This is a genomic window from Nostoc sp. NMS4 (assembly GCF_017115095.1).
Lineage (GTDB): Bacteria > Cyanobacteriota > Cyanobacteriia > Cyanobacteriales > Nostocaceae > Nostoc.
Genome location: NZ_JABXKI010000267.1, coordinates 1 through 23,502 on the forward strand (window position 1 = coordinate 1; position 23,502 = coordinate 23,502).

Sequence of the window (23,502 nt, forward strand, 5' to 3'; positions counted from 1 at the left end):
GTAAGCGTTCACGGGGGAAATTAAGCTACCAGGAAAAATAAGTACAGAGAGATGGTAGATTAGAGGGCATGAAGAAAATCAGCCTGATCAGCCACATCTATAGAACAGAAGTACCGGAATCGGACTGGGAAAAGACTCCATCCAGTGTCAAAGGAAGGATGGAGGAGATGAAGGCGTTGATACAAGAATTAGAAGAAAAACTGAACAGAACATCAAAGAACTCATCATTACCACCATCAACAGACCCACTCAATGTAGAAAAGAAAGCAGAAAAGAAAAAGAGTGAAAAGAAGGTAGGGGGACAACCAGGGCATCAAAGATTTGAAAAAGTCCTCTACCCAGAATCGGAATGTGCTGAGGTAATAAACCACAAACCGGAGTTGTGTAGTGGTTGTGGAAATCATTTAGAGGGGGAAGATGACAACCCAATCAGACACCAGTATGTAGAGATACCACCAATCAAACCAATCATCATCGAACATCGATTACATCAACTCGAATGCTTAGAATGTGGTAAAAGTACAAGAGCAAAATTGCCAGCAGATGTAGAGCCAAATCATTATGGAACAAAAGTGGTAGCTCTTGTTGCGGTGTTAAGCGGACTGTATCGCCATAGTCAGAGAATGGTGAAAACAGCAATGGAGGAAATATTTGACATCAGAATCAGCTTGGGAACAATCAATAAACTGAGAATGGAGGCGAGTACTGCCCTAGAGTTGGCGGTAGAAGAAGCGAAAACCTATGTTCAGAATGCGGCGGTGGTAGGAGCAGATGAAACAAGCTTCTCTCAAGGAAATATGGATGGATGCAACGCCAAAAAAAGTCAAGCTTGGCTGTGGGTGGCAGTGACACCATTAGTCACGTTCTTTCAAATTACACTAACTCGCTGTACATCTGCAGCTCTTGATTTGTTAGGTGAAACCTTTAATGGAATTTTAAACTCAGATCGTTACGGAGCATACAATTGGGTAAGCATTGAGCAGCGACAACTGTGTTGGGCGCACCTGAAACGTGAGTTTATCAAAATTCAAGAGCGCACAGGGGTATCAACAGAAATTGGCACAGCACTTCTGGAAAAACAAGAAAAGTTATTTGAGCTTTGGTATCAAGTCAGAGATGGAACTTTAACTCGATGTGATTTTCAACTGGCAGTTGAACCAATTCGTCACTCCCTCAAATCTACTTTACAACAGGCGGCAGATTATGAGATTGGCTCTCAAGAGAAAACGCCACTGGCAAAAACTGTTCGCACTTCTCGCCAACTGTTAAAGGTTGAACCCGCTTTATGGTTATTTGTCCAGGTTGAAGGCGTGGAACCCACAAATAATGCTGCTGAACGTGCTATTCGTCCGGCTGTAATCTGGCGACGTACTAGTTTTGGTTCTCAATCCCTTGCTGGTAGTACCTTTGTGCAAAGAATGTTGACTGTTGTGACTACCCTTAAATCTCAGCGTCGGAATGTTTTGGAGTTTATGACTGCATCTGTGAGTGCTACGCGTAAGCGTCAACCAACTCCATCCCTAGTTCCCCTAGTTCCTGCTGCTGATTAAGTAATAAATGCTGCCTATACATCATCTGTCTTACGAGGTTATTTACTGTTACCCCAGATGGATCTGCTTGTGTGTTTAATTGCTGTAACTCTTCACACATTAGATTTTGCGGGATTTCAGCAATAATTTACCCCCATGAACGATTACCAAAATAGCGGGTATATTTTTCAGTTACCTTTTTGCAGTTTGTAAAAGGCTGAAACGACCGACCTATTTGACCTATTTATAGCAAAGTGCTGTTAGTGGTAGCGAGACAGGGAGCAATCAATTCAAAATTAAAGATTAAAGAACTTCTGCCTCCTGCCTTCTCTTTCCCCATGCCCAATGCCCAATGCCCCATGCCCAATGCCCAATATCTATGGCAATTCTACCGAAGTTGGTTTAGCGATATGCGGCAAACCCCAACCTAATTTTTCTCGCAAAATTCGGAAAAACTCAGGCGGTTGTAAGCGAATAAATCTGGCACTATATTGCGATCGCTCCATATATACTCGATCTTCTGGTAAGATATAACACCCTCCATTACCATCTACTACCATCACCAGCCGAGGAATATTGACTGGGTAGATGTTGACCGATTCAGTATCTGGAAATACCAATGCTCTAGAAGCTAGGGAATGGGGACAAATAGGTACTAGCTGTAAAACAGGTACGCCAGGAGTTACCACTGGGCCGCCAGCACTCAACGAGTAAGCTGTAGAGCCAGTAGGTGTAGAAACAATCACACCATCTGCGGCAATATCTACTGGCGCATGACGACCTATGGCAATTTCAAAATGGCACATAGAGGTCAAAGGTTCCCGGTGCAGCACCATTTCATTCAAGCATAAGGCTTCCCATAGCACTGAATCATCCCGAAACACTTTGACGGTGAGCATAGCTCGTTCTTCAATTTCATACTCACCTGCCATTGCCTGTTCTAGTGCTTGAGGCAATTGATTCAGGAAAGTTTCTGTCAAAAATCCCATGTGGCCGGTGTTCACTGTTAATAGTGGAATACCACAAGGGGCTACTTGACGAGACGCTGCCAGAACAGTGCCGTCTCCCCCTAATACCACTGCAAATTCCATATCTGAGTCAAAACCAGGGGGTGTCAGACCGTCAATGGGGGTGTGGCACACAGGACTCTCCGGGTTAGGGTAGCCCAGTATCCCACCAATACTCGATGTGATACATACATTCCAACCGGCTGCGGTTAGCTTGTCTTTCAACTCGATAGCGACACGGCCCGCTATCGGTTTAATGTCATTGTAGATAATGCCTGCTTTCGGCACACTCAAATATCCAATTTTAGGCGATGCTCTGTATTATGTAATCCTTACACATTTTTGGTCATCTAGTCATTAATCTAGAGTCAAACAATTTTGGATTTTGGATTTTGGATTTATTTCACCCACCAGGGGAAGCGGCTGAGGTCTTCAGTTATCTTCAAGTAGAGCAAGTGCGTTGAGACATGAACCAAAAAAATCTAAAATCTAAAATTGGCACGGTCAAATATCCAGAGTCTAGAATTTTACGACTAAGTGACTGTTTCGTAATGACTATTGACTATTGGCTTTTGAAGATTGCTTAAAAGGAGTTTTTTTAGGTTTCTGCTTTTTATTTTTATTTTTCTGGTAGTCTACCTCTTTAAGTTTCTTCATTATTCGGCTGAAGTACTCTTGTAGATAGCTTTCTAGGGTTGTGGTTTGTTGCTGGTCTAAACCAAACACTGTGTAGACTTCATCCATTGAAGCATTTAACTGTTTACCACTAGCCAATACTTCTGTAAACGCTAGTCTATCTGCTACGTTCCATCCCCACTGAAAGAATCGCATTATGCCCCGCACAGCACGCAGTAAGTTTATTGGCATCCGCGTTACTCTGGCATCTTTTCCAGATAAGCGTTCGCACAGGTTGATAATTTCTTCTGCACTCCATGCACGAGTACCGACTACAGGAAAAGCTTGGTTTTCCGTTTCTGGTACACTCAATGCTCGGATCGCAAACTTAGCAATGTCCTGAGTGTCCATATAGGCGATAGGAGAAGAATTACCTGTTACCCAAACTGGTTGTGCTTCCAAAATGGGAATCCCATACTGACCAATTAACCCTTGCATAAACCCAGCTAGTCGCAAGATGGTATAATTCAAGCCTGACTCAGCCAAGAATAATTCTGTACACCGCTTAATTTCCATTAGCGGCACTTCTGGATATTTATCAGCATCTAAAATCGAAAAGAAGAGAAAACGCTCTACACCTGCTGCTTTTGCTGCTTGAATCAATGCTACTTTGCCTTCCCAGTCTACTTGTTTGATACTCAGTGAATCTGTAGGGCGAGAGGTTGAGGCATCAATAACTTGGGTTACACCAACTAAAGCTTCCGCTAGGGTATCGGGGTAACGTAAATTTCCGGGGACGAGTTCTGCACCCCATTCTTTAAGAAAAGCTGCTTTTTTACTGCTGCGGACAAGACAGCGTACTTTATATCCCTCATCGATAGCACGACGAGCCACTTGTCTTCCTAAGGTGCCAGTGGCACCGACGATTAATAATGTCATGAGGGTTGTAATAAATTTTAATGTTTTATGAAAATAATGTTATCAGAATAACCTATGCAAACAAAAGTTTACATCTTTTCTCAGAAAATCAATTTATTTAGATATATTTATGAGAAAATTGCTGTCCGGTTAATGGACAAGCTTTTTTCTCATTTTGATGAAAAAGGGAGTAAGGAGTAGGGAGTAGGGAATGGGGAAAATAGTAACTCTTAACTCTTAACTCCTAACTCCTAACTCCTAACTCAGCACTCAGCACTCAGCACTCAATTATTCTTCTGTGCCTTGAATTTTTAGTAACAACGCGCCTAATGCCCAGCCCACGAAGATTAAACCAAAAGACAATAGAGCTGCATTCAAAATTTCGCCGCCCATTAGTGTGATTCTCCTTATGCAAAGTGGTGTGTAAACTAGGTCTAACAGAAGCTTTTCAATAGTTGCTGTAGGATTAGACCTGTGTAAATAATTTTAAACTAGTTTAGCAGGTAATCCCTACTGGTTCGGGGGGCAATCCCTACTCTTACCAAAAGGATGATGGGGAAATTGGGAAAATTTAATGATAATAATTATGAAGAGATTTTATGTATCAAAATAATCAAGGTAGTTTAATAAATTTTGTAAAAGAAAATCGTCCGCGTTTGGTGCTGACGCTGGGAGATCCGGCAGGGATTGGGCCGGAGGTGATTTTGAAAGCTTTCGCAGATCCAGAAATTAGTCAAAAATATGACGTTACTGTGGTGGGTAACGGGGATTTGCTGGCAGAAACTTATCGCAAACTGAATTTAACTGAGAATTTTGCACCTTTGGCAAATCCAGATGAGTTGTCAGTTATTGATGTGCAAGTGGATGGGAAAATTAAAGGTGAAATTATTTCAGGAATAGGTAATGCAGCGAGTGGTGCGGCTAGTTTTGCGTATATGGAATATGCGATCGCTCAAACACTGGCTGGTAAATTTGATGGTATTGTCACCGGACCCATCGCTAAATCTGCCTGGAAAGCCGCAGGGTATAATTATCCAGGGCAAACAGAGCTTTTGGCAGAAAAATCAGGTGTTGACCGTTTTGGGATGTTATTTGTAGCGCGATCGCCCCATACTGGTTGGACACTCCGCACCTTACTTGCTACCACACATATACCCTTACGTCAAGTAGCCGATGTGTTGACACCGCAGTTGCTGACACAGAAATTGGATTTACTGGTGGAGTGTTTGGAGAAGGATTTTGGTATAGATAAAGGGAGAATTGCGATCGCAGGTTTAAATCCCCACAGTGGCGAACAGGGACAACTTGGACATGAAGAACAAGATTGGTTAATTCCCTGGTTAGAGCAAGAGCGGCAAAAACGTCCACAATTGCAGTTAGATGGGCCGATACCGCCAGATACAATGTGGGTTAAACCTGGTCAAGCTTGGTATGGAAATTCTTTAGTAAAAAATCCTGCTGATGGCTACTTAGCACTTTACCACGACCAAGGCTTAATTCCTGTAAAGCTGATGGCGTTTGATCGGGCAGTTAATACTTCCATTGGTCTTCCTTTCGTTCGGACTTCACCCGATCATGGAACAGCATTTGATATTGCGGGTAAGGGAATTGCTGATGCTACGAGTATGAAAGCAGCGATACATTTAGCGGCTGAGTTGGTTAGTCAAAGGTTGGCAGTCAATACGGTTCGGTTAAGGCAAGAGACGCGATAAATCGCCGTCTTTACAAGAATCAGTCCTTTGTAGAGACGGCGATTTATCGCGTCTTTGTGATCTGGTATGAAGCCCACGGAATTGGTAAGAAAGAAATCAAAATAAAACGCTTTCTATCTGGCTAGTTAAAATTTAATTATTCGTTTCAACGACTCTAAAATCTATTTCAAAAAATAGCAGTTCCTCATCACCAAAGCTGCCTTGAATCATATTGTGCCAGCTATTCCTGTTTCATTAATCTGAAATATAAACACCGGAGTATTCGGGTGATGCTGGCGAGACTTATTTATAGCAGCTAATTCATCTGTATCAATGAAATAATCTCCACTTTCAGGCTCAACAGCCATATACCAGTTGTAGTGACTTTTGATTAACTCTGGCTGAACTCGGTCAAAAATAACTTTACAGCGTTGGTAAAATGCCTCTTGTTCAGCTTTCCATTGAGCTTTTTTTTCTTCTGACCACTGAATATCAGGGAATATTCTTCCCCGACGAACTGTGCGAATAGGCTTTGGATCAGTCATTGCTATTTTTGCCAATCTATTTTGAAATTTTATAACTTTATCATCGAAGCTATTTATTAGCTTCAAGTAAAGGCAATTTATAAATACCAGTCATCTTTTTTCGGGCGACTGGTATTTATTATTTTGTGCTTTTGGGTTAGAGAAAAAAGAGGCTAACGCCTAGTTGTAATGAAGAAGTTGTACTCCAATAGTCGTGGAGTGGAATCGACTTTAAATATCTTTTCTTTGAACGCTTCGCACTGAGGGTAGGTGTAATTAGTTTGATTTGCAGAGTTGAAATTTTCAGGAGTTAATAATGGATTTAATAATGGATTTAGCTAAAATTGAAACTATTGAAGACTATGGTTTCGATCTTAAAAGTCTTGATGACTTGCTTAAATATCAATCTAATAATATGAAGTCAATGCCTTCTAGTAAGATTGCTTTTGGTCGAACTCACAAACCGTTTGGAAACGAGGTAATACTAGTATACCCTCCGGTAATTAACAAAGGACATTGGGATGAGACGGTTAATCGACTTGGCGATCGCATTCTTCCAGGATGGAATTCTGCCTTACTCTGCCATTATCCTCCAGGTGTTGGCATGAAACGACATCGTGACCACCGCGTTTTTGAACCTCTGGTAGCATTAGTTAATATTGGACGTGCTACTTTCTGCATTGATACTCAAGGGTATAGTAATAAATATCACCTTGAAGATGGTCAGATTATCAAGTTTTATTCTAATCTTCACCATGAACTACTTCCGGTTGTATCTGATCGCTGGTCTTTGTCCTTTCGCCGGATTAAGCCACAGTTTCTACAGTTCTAAACTTATCTAATCCTTTTCATGTAAGGATTATGAGGCTGTTATTGTATCGCTGATGTCACTCTATATTAAATCTTTGTAACTTGCGCTCCCATCGGAAATACAAACTTTCTCCATCCACCTCATCTGTCTCTTCACTTTCATCAATGAGGTCTTGGTTTTTCTCCTCTAATTCGCGCATATACTGCCTGAGTATACCCCCAACAGCGATCGCTCTACTTTTATGCAGTTGACGGGTTAACTCTAAAAACCATTCTCTATCACCCACTAAATCTGACTCTTTCACCTGATACTTGAGAATTTCTGGGATAAGTAGTGAAGGGTTATGATGCTTTGCGATCGCGCTAGTATGAACAACAGGCTGGTAATCAATCCGTAAGCACTGCTGCCACAACGCTACCCATTTGGCATGAGATAGATAGCCATGACTGAAATACGAAGGCGGCACCATTACCAAAATATGTAAATGCGGGTGTGCTGAGACTCCATCTCTACCTTTAGTTACTTCGATAGACTTCACCCAACCTTTTGCAGGCCATGCCTTCAATTCAGTCAATCGCTTAAAAGCTTTATTTATCGAATCCAAATTTTCCCTGAGTTCCTCAATCTGGCAATTCCTTACAGTCAAAGTAACAAACAGCCAACGGTACTTGGGGTAATCAGTGACAACCTGTGGGAGAATTTTATAAGCTCTTGCTTTCCACATGAGCGATCGCCGCCACTGACAAACCGGACAGTGACGAACCCTACAAAATCGGGCATCTGATAGCTTTAACTTAAGAATACCTTCCGATTCATCTGGCACCAATTGAAACTTCAGCAACTCGGAACAAATTCTCATCCGCCAAGCATACTGCTGAAAATAATGTTCCTCTGCTTTTCCATAATAATGCAAGACTTTATCAGTATTGGTTCTGTGCTTGTCCCAGATTTTACCTACAGGCGAAACTTCCGATAAGCTCTGTACATTTTGATTTTGTTGGAACTTATTTTGAGACGATATATTAAAAGTAATAAAGTTACTGTCTGAGGCTTGAGCAGACACGAAATTACCAAATTAGTTTGTATCAACGTCCCAAATTAACGCAAGTTATACGGTCAAGCCTCAGTAAAAGTATTTAGGTAAGCCAGATGGCATGAGAATTTATAATTATTACCACATGCATAAATGCACTCTTTTGTCTCCATTAATAAACAATGTTGCAAGTACTCATTAATTACGAATTACGAATTACGAATTAGTATTCTCGTCGGGTGCTTCAAACTTGTAACCATAGCCCCGCACAGTTTTAATAAACTCCGGTATGCTGGGATCGACTTCCATCTTTTTGCGAAGCTGACCAATATGCACATCAACCACCCGCCCATCTCCTACGTAGTCGCAACCCCAGATTTTTTGGATTAGCTGTGGACGACTCCAAGCTTGATTAGGATGACTTGCCAAAAAATGTAAGATATTAAATTCCAGCGCTGTTAAGGCAAGAATTTTATCGTTAAGTGTTACCTCTCGACCCTCTGGATTTATTACTAGCTGCCTGAAAACGATACGTTGTGTTGGCGAGGGATTAATGTAGCGTATCCGCCTCAAAAGGGCTTCTACTCTAACTTCAACTTCTGCAAGACTAAATGGTTTAGTCATGAAATCATCAGCACCTGCGCTTAAGATTTTAATTTTATCAGCCTCATCAGTTCTACTAGTTAGTATCAGCACTAAAACATTAGTACGACTCTGCATTTCTTGACAAAGGCTATAACCAGTAACATCCGGCAAATTCCAATCCAGAATTACTAAAGCTGGGTTGAATTGTTCAAACAACGATAAAGCAGTCCTACCATCTGCTGCCGACTCTATTTGATATTTCCGACTTAAAAAACGATATACAAGATTTCGGACACCGAAATCGTCATCAACAATTAGAATTTTGGGAGTCGTAGCAGTAACCATAACCATAATAATGCTGCCTATTGTTGTAGATTGGGCGATTCGCTGTTGCCCCAGTTTACTTTACGTGTTTCTGTTGAGAGTGTATTCACGCGCGTCTCTGCTGAGTGCGATCGCTAGTGTAGTACTTGTGTACAATTAATTTTCTATCAAGCTTATGACAACCTCAGCCATCCTCATACCAATAAAATTTATGATTGTTGCATGAGTTTTGCATAATTTTGAATTTATGTTGTATAATAATAAGTTTTTACGTTTGGGATAAGCGTAATTAAAAACCATCTCCGTAACCGCAAATAGTCCAAAGACACATCCAGAAGCGACGGCAATTGCTACAACTGTAAAAGGGCAACACACTTCCTGATTAATTAGGTCTCTACAAAGGCTCACAAACTAACTTATCAGCCAATTTAGATTCTCAACTCCTACTTACTCAACTGTACTCTAGCCAATAGGTATATTCTCTTGAAGAAGGTCTACGAAAATGTACCCTGGTGCATTTACACATAGCTATACTCTTAAGCATATACTATACTACAACTTTCAGCTGAGACTATGACAAGCCAAGGACTGAAAGCATCATCAGAAGGTATAGCAAAGTGCTGTTTAGCAGACAGCTAGTAGCGCAAGGCTTTGGGCAATCAATACTGTCCTAACATATCTAAACTACGGCTATGTTAGGGCAAAAAAACAGCAAAAAGAAGCTGATGTAACTCCAGAAGTGCGACGGAAATTGAGGAGATATTAATATTAGCGATCGCTTGATATTAAAAAGTATGCAACTACTATATTATCCAAGATTTTTAGTAACATTATAAATGTCTAATTTACTGAAACATTAAAAGCATGAACTTTAAATATATTTAATTATATTTCTAGTAAATATTTTCTGTATGTACTCTCAAATGGCATTATTTGCAATTTATTAACTGGTAGAATTTCTGAAAATAACTCAGTCTATCTCAGGAGAGAGTTTGAGGATACTCATACCAGAGAAAGATCAATTTAATATCTTTAGTTCGCTAAATTGCTATTAATATCGTCAGTAAGGAAAAATTATGGTTAATAATCTAGTAGGCGGCATCATTCCCCCACAGCCACCAATAGAAGCACAAACTGATGCTCATGTGCTGAAGAGTCGTTTAGAATGGGGCGAACCAGCTTTTACAATCTTGGATGTGCGCGATCGCCCCACCTACAATGAAGGTCACATTATGGGAGCAATGCCAATGCCAGCAGATGAATTGGTAGAGCGTGCAGTACCTTCTTTGGATAAGAGGCGTGATATTTACGTTTACGGTGCGGACGAACAAGATACTGCCCAAGCCGCACAACAACTACGTTCTAATGGATTTGAACACGTATCTCAACTCAAAGGTGGTCTTGCTGCATGGAAGGCGATCGGTGGCCCAACAGAAGGCATTGTTGAATCAAAAACTCCCCCAGGTGCAGATGACTACAATGTTGTAGATCGGCTAAAAAACCATCAAGAAAATCTGGAAAAGGGCGGTACTAGCGCCACAGAATCTATTAAGAAGGGAGCTAGTAACCTTAAGGAAGGTATTCAAGAGGGAGCTAGCAACCTTAAGGAAGGCATTCAAGAAGGAGCTAGTAACCTCAAGGAAGCTGCTAGTGAATCTAAACCTCCTACAGGCACTGATGATTCCAATGTTGGCTCTTAGACAAAAAATAGAGCAGAATTCAGAACTCAGGAGTCAGAATCCAGAAGTCAGAATTCAAAAGTAAAACAAGCTTTATACCTGGCTTTGAGACTAATCATTGTGTATTTCACTAACTTGAAATCTGATGTAACTTAGCATGAGGGTTTGTAGTAAGCACTTTAGTACTTGGAAAATAATGACTTTAGTCCTTACTACGAACTTGCTTATCTATAGGATTACTATTTGATTTTTGAACAAAATTAGGTACTGTAGTGGGATGTCAAGGCTAAAATGTTGCAAAAAAATTGTAGGTTGGGTGGAGGCTTTGCGTAACCCAACATCCTGATATCTGTTGGGTTGCGCTCCGCTCCACCCAACCTACGTCTACGTTTAATGCCCTATTTTAAGCTTGCCACGGCACTACATATACTTAGATTTTTTCAGGAATCAAATCGGATTCCTATATCAATTTCAACTTGACATATCCATGTCAGTAGTCAGGATTGCCGAGATCAGTGTTCAAACAAATCCTTAAATTGCAACAAATCTAAGGAAACTATCGTTGGTAGAAATTCAAAACATTCTTGGGCAATTTGCCAACGTTCTTCTCGTTTGAGCATTTGTATTAACTTCTGTTGTACGCTCAGTAAATAGCGTACATCATTGGCAGCATAACTTAGTTGAGCTTCAGATAAGCTAACGGCGTTACCCCAATCAGAACTTTGAGAGCTTTTATCTAGTTCCACTTGTTCTAACTCTTGTACCACATCTTTGAGTCCGTGGCGATTTGTGTAAGTACGGGCTAATTTACTGGCAATTTTGGTGCAAAAAATCGGCCTTACCTGAATCCCCAGATTGGCTCGCAAAGTGGCCACGTCAAATCGTGCAAAGTGAAACACTTTTACCACATTGACTGCTTCCAAGAGTTTTTTTAAATTGGGAGCCTCAGTTTGTCCTTTGGCTATGCGGATTGCAGTCACTTTCCCTTCAAGATTGCATAGCTGGACGAGACACAAGCGATCGCGCAGTGGCAATAATCCCATCGTTTCTGTATCAACTGCGATCGCGGTAGATTCTAAATACTGGCTAAGGGCTGCGTCACTGAGATCGCGATCGCTCACCTGAAAATCTGGTAATGTCATCAATTGTTCAAAAATAATAGCAGTGTCCAGCAAACAAAAGTCTTGTCAGACACTACATTATTATTGTGCAAAATAATCAGAAATTAAATCTACCTAGTATGAAAAAACATTTGTGTTAAGTAGACTTCGCCTTGATTATTAGTAGCAACACCAATTCCAGTTAGGTTGTAATTTCCTTTAAGATTCTTTAGGTGTCCGGGACTTTTGATCCAGCCAGTAACAGCTTCCTCTACGGGGTTGCTATATCCCCGATTGAAAGCAACATTTTCCGCCGCACTGTTGTAGCGAATCGGGATAGCTTTGACTCGCCCTTCAAAACCCTGATGGCTAAATGGGGTTTTACCTTTAGCCATATTTTGACTATGAATTCTTGCCTGTCGAGTTAAATTTGCATTTAAGGTCAACTTTGGCAGCCCTTTAGAAGCCCGATATCGATTAATTTGGTCAAATACTGATTTTTCTAGCTCAGTAGTTTTAAAAGTGGGAGTCGATATTGCAACCTGACTAGAAAAAAGCGACAACAGCTTATTACGGGTGGATGTATTCGTAGAAGTATGATTTGGTATCGGAACAGTCGTTAATCCACTAGCAAGGACAAGCGCACTTAAAGCGATGCCAAAAGCAGTTTGTCGGAACATGGAGAATTGCGTAATGTGTAGAGATATAAGACTTCTACTCTACCCTATTGTTCCAAGGATATATACCATCATACTATTAAGTAATGATGAACTTCGGCAATTTGGCTACATCCTTTACAAGTAGCACAAACAATCATTTGCAATTGTCAGTATTTCAATAGGTCAGCTTCATCAAAATTACGGTTAATTTTGCTGATAATTTCAGATTTTCAGGAATTATCTAGCAAAAGCTTTGCTGACAGAATATTACAGCAGAATTCAGAATACAGAATTTAGAAGTAAAACACGCTTTATAACTGGGTAACAGACTTAGCTTGTATACCTCACCAACTTGAAATCTGCTGTAAGTTGCACATCGCGTCAAATCTATGAGCGAATGAACATTTGTGTAAAGTAGATTGCACCTCTACTGTTTTTAGCAACACCAATCCCCGTCAGATTATAATTACCCCTGATATTGGCAAGATGCCCTGGACTTCTGAGCCAGCCTTGAACAGCTACTGTGGCAGGATCGCTATATCCCTGGTTGTAAGCGACATTTTCACCAGCCGATCTGTAAGAAACACGGGTTGCTCTCAGACGTTCTGAAAATCCAGTATGTCCAAAAGGAACACTACCATTAGCCATGTTCTGACTATGAATCCTAACTTGATTATCCATCGCACCATTACGAGTTAGTGCTGATAGCCCTTGGGAAATTCTGTAGTTATTAATTTGGTTAAAAATCGACTGTTCTAGAGCAGCAGTATCGATGCTATTTACTGCAACTTTTAAAGTGTTATTTGATACGTCTGAAACCATTGGCGTGAAAGCTGGATTTGTTACAGGAGTAGCGATCGCTCCACTACTGAGAGCAATAGTGCCTAAAGCAACGCTGTAAATTATTGGTTTGATCATTTGCCTGAAGTAAAGTTTTAGACAATCTAACCAACTAATATCAATGTGACAAATTGCTTCTAGGTCTATATAGCTCTATTTGTGCGCTTTTTTGTTCAAAAACTACTAGCAAACGTTTAAATGCACAATCTTGCGACAAAATGGTGCTGTTTAATCAACACTTGTCTTCTACCATTAGTATGATTTTTTTATCCTACATTCCACACTTAAGTGTCATTCGTTAGTGTAATTACTAGATTTTTTTGAATTCCTTAGTTTCAGATTATGCTTATTCATCTTCAAAATTCAGCTATTTTACTGTTTCTAAGTATATTACATAGCTTTTTTTACGTATGAAAAGCAGTAAAAACCGATTGCGACAGTTGAAGATACGGAATGTAAGATAAAAATAGACTAGGTTGACTCAGCAAAATCTCTGCGTGATTTCAACTAGCTTTGTTTGAGGGTTTCTAACTCTTCCTGCACCACGCGCAACACCCGTGCAATATATTCTGCACGCCACTCTTCCCGTTCCTTGGCTACTTTTACATCCGGCTCGTAAGCTTCAATCTCACTAACCGATAAAATACCTTTAATCTCTAGCAACCGTTCAATGGTGTCTAGCCGCTCATGCAGCACGGACACTTCACCAGTCAAAGCCATAACGATCGCGAATAATTTATCAGTTTGCGGATTTTCTAAGTAAACAGGTCGTTTACCCTTGGCTATTTTTGTCATCCTAATACCAATTCTCCAAAAATAAGACTAGACACAGAAAAGGAGAAAAGCCAGATATAATCTGACTTTCTCAATTACGAATTACGAATTGCTATAAATTATCCAATATTGTGGGGTGGGCATCTTGCCCGCACTATGGACTGGGCGCTCATGTTGCCCACCCCACAAGAATTAATTGGATATTTTTTTATTTGGAAGTCCCTTATTCATCCACCAGTCGTACAGAATTAATTCTGAATTCTGACTCCTGACTCCTGAATTCTGTTCGATAACTTCCTCAGCTTACTTAGTTGCAGTAACCGCAAACCAAGTGCCTTGGGTGGCTGAGTTCCGATTTTGAAACATACCATTAGTTTCTTTTGCTTTCCATACCCCATTCGGCACAAATTTCTCGAATGTCTTATCTGCTGAAAAACCAGCCTCAGTAACTAGCGGCACTAAATCTAAATCGCGTACAGCACTCCAGAAAGGTTCGTTGTTGTTAGCGGTTTCCCAATCATACATAAACTGTGCATAAACATCCATGTGATGATACAGGGGTGCCTCCAAATGAATCATCATGCCACCAGGAGCCAGGAGACGATAAGACTCTTGCATAACTTTACGCACAGATGACGGCGGGATTTCATGCAGCAAAATGTGAGAAACCACTAAATCAAATGATTCGTCGGGGAAATTAGTGTGTTCGGCATTTTGCTGAGAGAAGTGTACCCGTTTTCCTAAGTCTTCGGCTCTTGCATGAGCGTAACGCAACATAGATGCGCCTACATCTATGCCATGCACTTCTGCATCTGGGAAACCATCTACATAAGGTAATGTGCTATTGCCGATAGAACATCCCATATCGAGGATTTTTCTCGGTTTAAAGTTGGGATACTCTGCTAAAAGGTAATTTTGGACTATAGATTGCCCCATATCATCGTTGAGCGGCCCCAACCAACCGAGTCCATAAACGTAAGCGCCGCGATCGTAGGTTGCACCGGCGGCGACATCATCAGCAGTGAATTCACTGTGATATCCTCCGGGCATACAGTGAATGTCTACAGCCTTTTGATGAGCAGGTATTTGAAAATTTGGGTCGAGGGTTAAAGTACCCAGTTCATCACCCCGATCTTTGGCACGCTCAATTAACTCTGGCAGTTGTCTGTCAACGTTGGCATTTACAGCATCCCATAACATTTCCTGGTTGATGCGCTTCAAGGCACTAGTCCAGTGGTAATAGGGTTCGTGCTGCATTACTTCCCGAATTTCATAACGATTTTGGGGAGGACGTTGATGTTCTTGTTCAAATTTCGGCTTGGCTAGTTTTTCATAAACTTCTTTATTAGCAGGAATGATATTCTTGAAAATGTGCCTTTTCATACTTTCCACAAACTTTTGGCGTGCCAACTCGTCGTGAGTGGGTTGCGGTAGCATAGCGTGTCGGAATTGTTGATCCATGATTGCTTTCTCTCAGAAATTTAAGGTATATTTACGCAGGATTTAATAACTTGGCTACTGTTTGTACATCTTTATCGCCGCGTCCAGAGCAGTTAATGACAATCCGAGGACTGTCGGTTAACTGGGGACAGAGGGTTTCGAGATAAGCGATCGCATGGGCTGTTTCCAATGCCGGGATAATCCCTTCCAATTTCGACAATCGCCCAAATGCCGCCAAAGCTTCTGCATCCGTCACACTATAATATTCGGCGCGACCAGTATCCTTTAAATAGCTATGTTCTGGCCCCACACCGGGATAATCTAACCCCGCACTAATTGAGTGTGCCTCAATGATTTGCCCATCTTCATCTTGCAGCAGGTAGCTCATGGCTCCATGCAATACACCAACTCGCCCTTTTGTCAAGGTTGCGGCGTGTTTTTCAGTATTGACACCTTCTCCGGCTGCCTCAATCCCAATAAAGCGTATAGAAGGCTCATTCATAAACTCATAAAACAGTCCCATCGCATTGGAACCACCACCGACACAAGCCAAGAGAATATCAGGTAATCCACCCCATTTTTCCATTGCTTGGGCGCGGGTTTCTTCGCCGATTACGGCATGGAAATCACGTACCATCATTGGGTAAGGATGCGGCCCTGCTACTGAACCCAGGATGTAGTGAGTCGTTTCCACATTTGTCACCCAATCTCGGATTGCTTCAGAAGTAGCATCCTTCAAAGTTCCGCTTCCCGCCTCCACTGGACGCACTTCTGCCCCCATGAGTTTCATTCTGAACACATTTAAAGCTTGGCGTTCCATGTCATGAACGCCCATGTAAATTACGCACTCCAGCCCAAAACGAGCGCAAACTGTGGCTGTAGCAACTCCATGTTGTCCAGCACCCGTTTCGGCAATAATCCGTTGCTTACCCATACGTTTCGCCAACAATACCTGACCAAGGGCATTATTGATTTTGTGAGCGCCAGTATGATTTAAATCTTCACGTTTCAAGTAAATTTGTGGCCCGGTGCGATCGGGTCGGGCATAATGAGCAGTTAGGCGTTCAGCAAAATACAATGGTGTCGCACGTCCTACATAGTCTCGTAACAACTGCTGTAGTTGGGCTTGAAAACCAGGGTCATTACGGTATTGCTGATAAGCTGTTTCTAATTCAGCCAAGGCTGGCATAAGTGTTTCAGGTACATACTTACCGCCAAAGCGTCCGAAGCGGCCTAACGTATCTGGAACCTGAGCAGTTGAACTTGGAGATAGGGGAGTGGTAGTCACAGGCTATTTTTGATGACGGGAATCACTTAATTATTATAGAAAAGTCTGAAGCATATCTGGGGAATGAAGCAGGGGGGCATACTTCTGCTGAGGCAGAGGCTTCGCCAACGACTACGCTCAGTAACCGGGCAGGGAGGCGGGGGGAATTTTGGAAATTGCTGAATCATCCCGCAAATATGCAACGCCTAAAATCCTTCCCCTATTTTAAGAGTTCCCGTTCGGCTTGGTTAAGGGAACTCCAGGAAATAAATTATCCAATATTGTGGGGTGGGCATCTTGCCCGCCATATAAGCTGGGCGGGCAAGATGCCCACCCCACAAGAATTAATAGGATATTTTTTTATTTGGAACTTCCTAACCCAATGCGGATTTTAACTCACTTTCCGCTTGTGCCAACGCATCTGGTAATTTACTGGCATCGCGTCCGCCGGCTTGGGCTAAGTTCGGTCTGCCACCGCCGCCACCGCCGCAAATTTTAGCGATCGCACCTACAAATTTACCAGCTTGCAAACCTTTTTTATTCACTTCTGAACTAAAAGCTGCAACTATACTAACTTTCCCCTCTTCGGGAACAGAACCCAGCACCACTGCGCCGTTACCGATTTTTTGCAGTAAGCGTTCGGCTGCGGTTTTTAATGATTCTGGATCGACATCTTCTAATTGGGCGACAATAATTTTATGGCCACCTATGGTTTGGGCTGTTTGTAGCAAGCTGTCTGATTTAGCGATCGCTAATTGTACCTTCAAGGTTTCTAATTCCTTCTGGCTATTTCTCAGTTCGCTTTGCAGACTTGTGATTCTCTCTGGTAATTCTTCGGGTTTAACTTTAAAGCGATCGCTCAAATCTTTAACTACTTTATCCCGCAGATTCAGATAATCTAAAATTGCCGGCCCCGAAACAGCTTCAATCCGCCGCACTCCAGAAGCTACGCCAGCTTCCGAGATAATCTTGAATACGCCAATTTCAGCAGTATTACTTACATGAGTCCCACCGCATAGTTCCATTGATACGCTAGGAAAGTCAATCACCCGCACTTCCTCGCCGTATTTCTCCCCGAACATGGCAACAGCACCTTTAGCTTTCGCCTCGGCTAAAGATAATACTTCTACCTTGGCAGCATGCGCCTCAGCAATCCAAGTGTTTACCTGTTCCTCAACTTGTTGGACTTCTTCTGCTGTCAAGGCGCGGGGACAGTTGAAATCGAAGCGCAACCTATCAAAGGAAACCAAAGAACCTGCTTGAGATATGTCATCATCGACAATTTTCTTTAACGCTGCTTGCAATAGGTGCGTTGCGGTATGGTTAGCTTGGGCGCGACGGCGGCAAGCTGGATCGATTTGGGCGGTGACGCGATCGCCTACGCGCAGTGTACCGCGTTCGATGCGTCCGAAGTGAACAAAGAAATCAGATTCTTTCTTCACGTCTTCTACCCGAACAACAATACCATCACCAGAGATATAACCGCGATCGCCAATTTGTCCCCCGGATTCAGCATAAAATGGCGTTTTGTCAAGGACTATTTGTATTGTTGTCATTGCTTCCGTAACAGCTAATTCATTTGCTGATACTTCTTCTTGAGATACACCTTCTACCAGAATTGCTTCTACTTTTGCCGTCGCCGCCGATTGGGTATAGCCTAAAAACTCGGTGACTTGGACGTGTTCTGCTAATTTGTCGAGGGAACCTTGCACAGTTAAATCGATGGTTTCGTGTGCTGCTTTGGCGCGGGTTCTTTGTTTTTCCATTTCCGTATTGAATCCCTCAACATCAACCCCTAGCCCCGCTTCTCCTGCAATTTCCTGCGTCAGTTCTAAAGGGAAGCCATAGGTATCATAGAGAGTAAAGGCATCCAGACCAGAAATTTTTGGGTCTGTTGGAGAATACGGAGATGATAGATCATGTTGTAATGAATAAAATACCTCAGCGATAGTCTCTTCCAACAGTTTTTCACCTCTATCCAGAGTTGTGAGAAAATTAGATTCTTCCCGTTGCAACTCAGCTTTAATTGCTGCTTCCCGTTGGCGCACATTGGGGTAAGCTGATTCCGAAAGTGCGATCGCACTTTCAGCAACTTGGGTAGTAAATTCGCCAGAAATCCCAATTAATCGCCCATGACGCACCACCCGCCGAATTAACCGCCGCAGCACATAACCGCGTCCCACGTTGGAAGCGCGAATTTCATCAGCAATCATGTGGATAACAGCGCGAATATGATCGCCAATTACTTTTAGGGAAGTTTTGGTTTTTTCATCACTGCTGTGGTAATCAACACCAGCAATTTGCCCTGCCGTTTGGATAATTGGAAAAATCAGGTCAGTTTCGTAGTTATTGGGCACTTTTTGGAGAATTTGCGCCATTCTATCCAAACCCATGCCGGTGTCGATGTTCTTGTTTTGCAGTGGCGTTAAATTCCCGGAAGCATCCCGGTTATATTGCATGAACACGAGGTTGTAAAACTCGATGAATCGGGAATCGTCTTCTAAATCGATATTTTCGTCACCGCGTTCTGGGTGGAAGTCGTAATAAATTTCCGAACAAGGGCCACAAGGCCCAGTCGGCCCAGATACCCAAAAGTTATCATCTTCACCCAAGCGTTTAATTCTCGCTACCGGCACACCGATTTGATCTCGCCAGATTCCAAAGGCTTCATCATCATCTTCAAAAACGCTGACGACGAGATTTTGGGGAGAAAAGCCAAAGACTTGTGTAGAAATTTCCCAACCCCAAGCGATCGCTTGTTCTTTAAAATAATCACCAAAGCTAAAATTGCCCAGCATCTCAAAAAACGTGTGATGCCGTTTGGTGCGTCCGACATTCTCAATGTCGTTGGTACGGATACACTTTTGCGAAGTCGTAGCCCGTTTAAATTCTGGTGTGCGCTGCCCTAAGAATATTGGCTTAAATGGTAACATCCCCGCGATCGTCAGCAGCACAGTGGGGTCTTCTGGCACAAGGGAGGCACTGGGGAGAATTTGGTGTTCCCGTTGGGCAAAGAAGTCGAGAAATATGTTGCGAATTTCGTTACCGCTTAGGTACTGGGGATTTGAAGACATAGGTTTTTTAACTTTAGACTTTAGACTTGGGCGTAGCGCCACTAGTGCATCACGGGGCAAATAAGCCACCCATTTGAGGTAATTACGAATTACGAATTACGAATTATGCATAAAGGCACTAGTACCGCAAGGCGGAATTCAAAATTCAAAATTCAAAATTCAAAATGAATACAGCATAAGCGTTTGGTTAATCTGGAATGGGTGGTTTATTTACGCCGTGCTGTACTAGGTAGATGTATTTTCATAAATAGGCTTTATATATTCTTGCATTTTGTTTCATATTAGTGCCAACGAATTGTGCCAGTGGATGAGCAAAATGCACTGATTAGGACGCTTTTACACCAATAACCTAACTCTGGTAGGATGCGCGTAGGTGTTGACCGTCCTAGACGTACCATTTCGATGGTTAAGATTAATCATTAAGAAATACTTTAAAATTTGCATACTTAGGTAGCAAATGGCACTAAAACTGAAAGTATCAAATATTGCTTGTGAGGGATGTGCAGAAATAATTACTGAGTGTATCCACATTATCGAACCTGAAACCAAGCTGATGTAGATGTTAACGCTAAAACTGTCACGGTGGAGTCCGAAGCTTCTGAGGAGTCAATCACACAGGTAATTGTTGCTGCTGGTTACGCTGTAGAAGGTTATTGATTGGGTTCTAGCTTTTCACAGAACTTTAGATTTTAATATCTCAAGCGACGCTAACAAAATTTTTTTATGTTTTTTCTGTCCTTCTACGGACGGAATCGAACTAATTTCCCAAAATTAGGGGTAGGTTTGTTTTGACATCAGGTTTTTATTTAGCTTTTTTCTAGATTTATGATGTTGCAGCAAATAAAAAAAGATGTGAATTAAGTAAATAGACAAACACAGATAAAGCGTAAGCAGAGAATTTTATTTATCCGGCAAATCCATCGTAAAACTTAGGTTAATACTTCACTTAAATTGTGAATTTTTACCCTAAAAATTCTGTATTTAATTGTAGTGTATGTAATTTCAGAAAGCTACTGCTCATAACAGGAGGTAGTTTTGCTGTCTATTTCATTTGCATTTTTTTTGACATTTAACCCCTTTACTGATACTTGATAAAGCCCTATTTCATTAAGAAAAAGGGTGAGATACTCTATGGGAAATACTATTTTTAATGCAATGAAAAAAAACTTGGTTTTGTAATTCAATTAAAAAACTTTATATTTTCTTTATTTTTCTACTTTGGAAGAAATTTTTCTGGACGATATAAAAATTATTACAAAGTATTTAATTTGGTAATTCCATTATGGAAATAGCACTTAAGAATAGTTTTTATACTTCGAAATAATATTCAGTGTTTTTACTGTTTTAAAAACAACGTGTAAAGAAGACATTAGTTGTCATAAGTGAATATTTCAGAAACTTTAATAGTAAGTATAAATCCTGATAAAGCCCTAAAAGGAGATTAAACTTGTAAATTCACGGTAAAATCGGCGTTCAGAAAATAATATATCAAGAAATATAACTCAACCTAACCCATCATATTTAGCATTAGGACGACAAAAGCAGTAAGTTACTCAAGTGGTTTTATTTAAAATTTGAATTAGGATTAAAATAAAGCAATGAATATTTCTATTCTGGTCTTTGGAAAAAATAACTTTATCGCCACACTTCCAGATCAGATCCGTTATGCGACTGCCTTTAATGTAGAAGTTATAGACAATTTGAATCAAGCAGTGTCACAGATTAAAACAACACCTCCCGATATAATACTCGTGCAAGCTAGTCTAGATGGCAGCATCGAGTTGTGCAATTGGTTGAAAGATCAGACAAAACTATCGTGGATATACTGTATCCTCTTCGAGGATCGTTCTCAGCAGCTTACCGATCGAAATAAGGGTTGGTACAGAGAATTGGAAATGAGTGCTGCTGCCCTAAAGCAAGGAGCCGATGCATATATTTGGCATCTTACTGAAGAAAAAACAGACCATAGCCTTGCAGAGTTGACAGCCAATCATGGACTAATACTTGCTCAATTGACAGTTGGCTTGCGGAAAGCACAAAAATACCGAGATTTGATTCGGACAAATGATATGTTATCTGCGATCGCCTTAGCCGATTCCTTAACAGAATTAAATAATCGTCGGGCTTTAGAATGGGACTTACCCAGACAAATTCAAAGAGCCAGGACTCAAAAAACCTCCCTGAGTTTGATTATTCTGGATGTAGATCATTTTAAAAGAGTTAACGATACTCACGGGCATTTAGTAGGCGATCGCACCTTGCAAATATTATGTCAGCGTTTGCGCCACAATCTGCGCTGTCAAGATACAGCATTTCGCTATGGTGGCGAAGAATTTGTAATACTTCTAGCTAACACTACCGATGACGAAGCACTATTAGTAGCCCGTCGTCTCAATCGCGTAGTCAGCGACGAACCATTTGCGCTCAACAATAAACTAACAATTAATATCACTATTAGTTTGGGTACAGCCTCTCTGCAAGCTGAGGATGATGAGAAAGGAGAGAGTCTGCTAAATCGTGCCGATCAATGTCTGTTACAAGCTAAAACTTCTGGGCGTAATCGGGTGATTAACTCGAAGTACTTATCTCATCATGGCTCACATTTGAAAGCTGTTTCTTCTTGAAAATCTAGCTTACTCTCAGCTCGACTTGATCCAAAATTAAGAACTCGGTTTTCTTTATCCGGCAAAAACCCTAGCTTTTTGGCAAATACTTTTTATACGTCACAGATTATCGATGAAGTTAAAAAAGTAAAACTACCGTCCCACAGAGGTTTCAGCGATAGCGATCGCGTTGTGAAAAAAATGGATAAAGTCGAGCTAAGGTGTTTCTGGAAGAATGGGTTCTCCGGCAACATCATCTAAGCGGATGCTACCTAATAAATTTCGCCATTCTGCTTTGGGCGCTGCATCTTGAGGATTTTTTTGACGCAGTTCAGCTAAGGTCGTCAGTGCTTCGTACCATATCCCCTTTTGGGCATAGATTGCATAGCGCTTTAAAGGTTCTGCCGTTTCTAATTCTTTGAGTGTAGCTGGATTCAGTTCGATTCGTTGTATTACCCCTTCAACAAAAGTTGGGGGCGAATTCTTTTGCTGATCACAGTTAATACTAAAAAACCAGCGATATTGTTTGTCTACTGCTAAAGCGGGAGTATTGCTAGGCAAAGAAACGCGGATGATTCCTGGCTTATCCGGTAGAGCGATCGCCTTTTGGTAAATCTCGTTAGCGTCACTATCTTGCAGCACAAATTCAACTGCATAAGGCGAATTTTTGGTATATGGCACATAGAAAAACCAACTTGGGCGTTCTACTGTTGTTTGTCCCCAGACATTAATCACTGAGTTGGGTTCTTCAGTAGAAGGTACTAAAGCAGTCAAGTCAATTTTAGAAGTAGGACATCCAGGCTCCCCGCGCTTCGCACCACCACGAACGCGACCTCCAGGAGGGGAGCCGGGTGGAATTGGAGGTTGATTAAAGGTTGTGACTTGAGCAGGGGTCGTTTTAGCATCAGAGCGATTAGGGGTTGGTTTCGCCAATACTGGAGTCAGACTAACTAATAAATTTGTACAGCTAAAGGCTACTACTAAAAACAGTTTTATCGGTTGTAAATTTGAATTCATAGAAACCTGACC

Annotated in this window: 18 protein-coding genes and 2 pseudogenes; 6 read left to right on the top strand and 14 right to left on the bottom strand. The window is 41.5% G+C overall.

From position 1 onward, the window contains the following. Window positions 1-68: 68 nt before the first annotated feature. Window positions 69-1,550, top strand: a complete 1,482-nt coding sequence (gene tnpC / locus HWQ37_RS24780; RefSeq protein ID WP_292752211.1) for an IS66 family transposase — start codon at window positions 69-71, stop codon at window positions 1,548-1,550. Between the two features lie 356 nt (window positions 1,551-1,906). Here the strand turns inward: tnpC and HWQ37_RS24785 are convergent, their stop codons facing one another. The 3 genes from HWQ37_RS24785 to petM all read right to left on the bottom strand — a co-directional run bounded on the left by HWQ37_RS24785 (window position 1,907) and on the right by petM (window position 4,462). Continuing rightward, entirely contained in the window at window positions 1,907-2,824 is a 918-nt protein-coding gene (locus HWQ37_RS24785; protein ID WP_292752214.1) for an NAD(+) kinase, read from the bottom strand. 267 nt (window positions 2,825-3,091) lie between these two features. Further along, a complete protein-coding gene (locus tag HWQ37_RS24790; RefSeq protein ID WP_292752217.1) occupies window positions 3,092-4,090 on the bottom strand; it encodes an SDR family oxidoreductase in 999 nt (332 codons plus the stop codon). 267 nt (window positions 4,091-4,357) lie between these two features. Then, window positions 4,358-4,462, bottom strand: a complete 105-nt coding sequence (petM, locus tag HWQ37_RS24795; RefSeq protein ID WP_292752220.1) for a cytochrome b6-f complex subunit PetM — start codon at window positions 4,460-4,462, stop codon at window positions 4,358-4,360. Window positions 4,463-4,668: 206 nt separating this feature from the next. On the opposite strand from petM, the gene pdxA reads away from it, so the two are divergent. Next, window positions 4,669-5,781 carry a 4-hydroxythreonine-4-phosphate dehydrogenase PdxA gene (gene pdxA / locus HWQ37_RS24800; RefSeq protein WP_292752223.1) on the top strand — a complete coding sequence of 371 codons (1,113 nt, stop codon included), beginning with the start codon at window positions 4,669-4,671 and terminating at the stop codon, window positions 5,779-5,781. Window positions 5,782-5,987: 206 nt separating this feature from the next. Here the strand turns inward: pdxA and HWQ37_RS24805 are convergent, their stop codons facing one another. Continuing rightward, the gene (locus HWQ37_RS24805; RefSeq protein WP_292752226.1) at window positions 5,988-6,305 is read right to left on the bottom strand and encodes a hypothetical protein; all 318 of its coding nucleotides are present in this window, start codon (window positions 6,303-6,305) and stop codon (window positions 5,988-5,990) included. A 295-nt stretch (window positions 6,306-6,600) separates the two neighbouring features. Here HWQ37_RS24805 and HWQ37_RS24810 point away from each other — a divergent pair, with 295 nt between their 5' ends. Further along, window positions 6,601-7,116: a 2OG-Fe(II) oxygenase family protein gene (locus HWQ37_RS24810; protein WP_292752229.1), complete on the top strand. Its 516-nt coding sequence runs from the start codon at window positions 6,601-6,603 to the stop codon at window positions 7,114-7,116. Window positions 7,117-7,171: 55 nt separating this feature from the next. Here the strand turns inward: HWQ37_RS24810 and HWQ37_RS24815 are convergent, their stop codons facing one another. Together HWQ37_RS24815 and HWQ37_RS24820 are read right to left on the bottom strand one after the other, a co-directional pair. Then, window positions 7,172-8,158, bottom strand: coding sequence for a protein rep (locus tag HWQ37_RS24815; RefSeq protein ID WP_292752232.1), 987 nt, complete (start codon window positions 8,156-8,158; stop codon window positions 7,172-7,174). Window positions 8,159-8,344: 186 nt separating this feature from the next. Continuing rightward, window positions 8,345-9,064, bottom strand: a complete 720-nt coding sequence (locus tag HWQ37_RS24820; RefSeq protein WP_292752235.1) for a response regulator transcription factor — start codon at window positions 9,062-9,064, stop codon at window positions 8,345-8,347. 1,049 nt (window positions 9,065-10,113) lie between these two features. On the opposite strand from HWQ37_RS24820, the pseudogene HWQ37_RS24825 reads away from it, so the two are divergent. Further along, a pseudogene (locus HWQ37_RS24825) lies at window positions 10,114-10,560 on the top strand (rhodanese-like domain-containing protein); the annotation flags it as partial. A 668-nt stretch (window positions 10,561-11,228) separates the two neighbouring features. Here the strand turns inward: HWQ37_RS24825 and HWQ37_RS24830 are convergent. From HWQ37_RS24830 to alaS, 7 genes are all read right to left on the bottom strand, one after another. Continuing rightward, window positions 11,229-11,858 (bottom strand): ribonuclease H-like domain-containing protein, encoded by a 630-nt coding sequence (locus HWQ37_RS24830; protein WP_292752238.1) that lies wholly within the window; start codon window positions 11,856-11,858, stop codon window positions 11,229-11,231. 89 nt (window positions 11,859-11,947) lie between these two features. Next, complete coding sequence (locus tag HWQ37_RS24835) at window positions 11,948-12,496, bottom strand: CAP domain-containing protein (RefSeq protein ID WP_292752240.1); 549 nt, start codon at window positions 12,494-12,496, stop codon at window positions 11,948-11,950. A gap of 366 nt (window positions 12,497-12,862) precedes the next feature. Continuing rightward, window positions 12,863-13,393 (bottom strand): CAP domain-containing protein, encoded by a 531-nt coding sequence (locus HWQ37_RS24840; RefSeq protein WP_292752243.1) that lies wholly within the window; start codon window positions 13,391-13,393, stop codon window positions 12,863-12,865. A 429-nt stretch (window positions 13,394-13,822) separates the two neighbouring features. Continuing rightward, on the bottom strand, window positions 13,823-14,110 hold the full coding sequence (locus HWQ37_RS24845; RefSeq protein ID WP_292752246.1) for a hypothetical protein: 288 nt from the start codon (window positions 14,108-14,110) through the stop codon (window positions 13,823-13,825). Window positions 14,111-14,392: 282 nt separating this feature from the next. Then, entirely contained in the window at window positions 14,393-15,550 is a 1,158-nt protein-coding gene (locus HWQ37_RS24850; RefSeq protein ID WP_292752249.1) for a class I SAM-dependent methyltransferase, read from the bottom strand. A 31-nt stretch (window positions 15,551-15,581) separates the two neighbouring features. Next, window positions 15,582-16,817, bottom strand: a complete 1,236-nt coding sequence (gene trpB, locus HWQ37_RS24855; protein ID WP_292752252.1) for a tryptophan synthase subunit beta — start codon at window positions 16,815-16,817, stop codon at window positions 15,582-15,584. Window positions 16,818-17,170: 353 nt separating this feature from the next. Continuing rightward, window positions 17,171-19,870: an alanine--tRNA ligase gene (alaS, locus tag HWQ37_RS24860; RefSeq protein WP_292752255.1), complete on the bottom strand. Its 2,700-nt coding sequence runs from the start codon at window positions 19,868-19,870 to the stop codon at window positions 17,171-17,173. A 457-nt stretch (window positions 19,871-20,327) separates the two neighbouring features. Here alaS and HWQ37_RS24865 point away from each other — a divergent pair. Together HWQ37_RS24865 and HWQ37_RS24870 are read left to right on the top strand one after the other, a co-directional pair. Next, window positions 20,328-20,527 (top strand): annotated as a pseudogene (locus tag HWQ37_RS24865) (heavy-metal-associated domain-containing protein). A gap of 941 nt (window positions 20,528-21,468) precedes the next feature. Then, on the top strand, window positions 21,469-22,494 hold the full coding sequence (locus HWQ37_RS24870; RefSeq protein WP_292752257.1) for a GGDEF domain-containing protein: 1,026 nt from the start codon (window positions 21,469-21,471) through the stop codon (window positions 22,492-22,494). A 195-nt stretch (window positions 22,495-22,689) separates the two neighbouring features. Here HWQ37_RS24870 and HWQ37_RS24875 read toward each other — a convergent pair whose 3' ends face one another. Then, window positions 22,690-23,490 (bottom strand): DUF928 domain-containing protein, encoded by an 801-nt coding sequence (locus HWQ37_RS24875; RefSeq protein ID WP_292752260.1) that lies wholly within the window; start codon window positions 23,488-23,490, stop codon window positions 22,690-22,692. Between the last annotated feature and the right edge of the window lie 12 nt (window positions 23,491-23,502).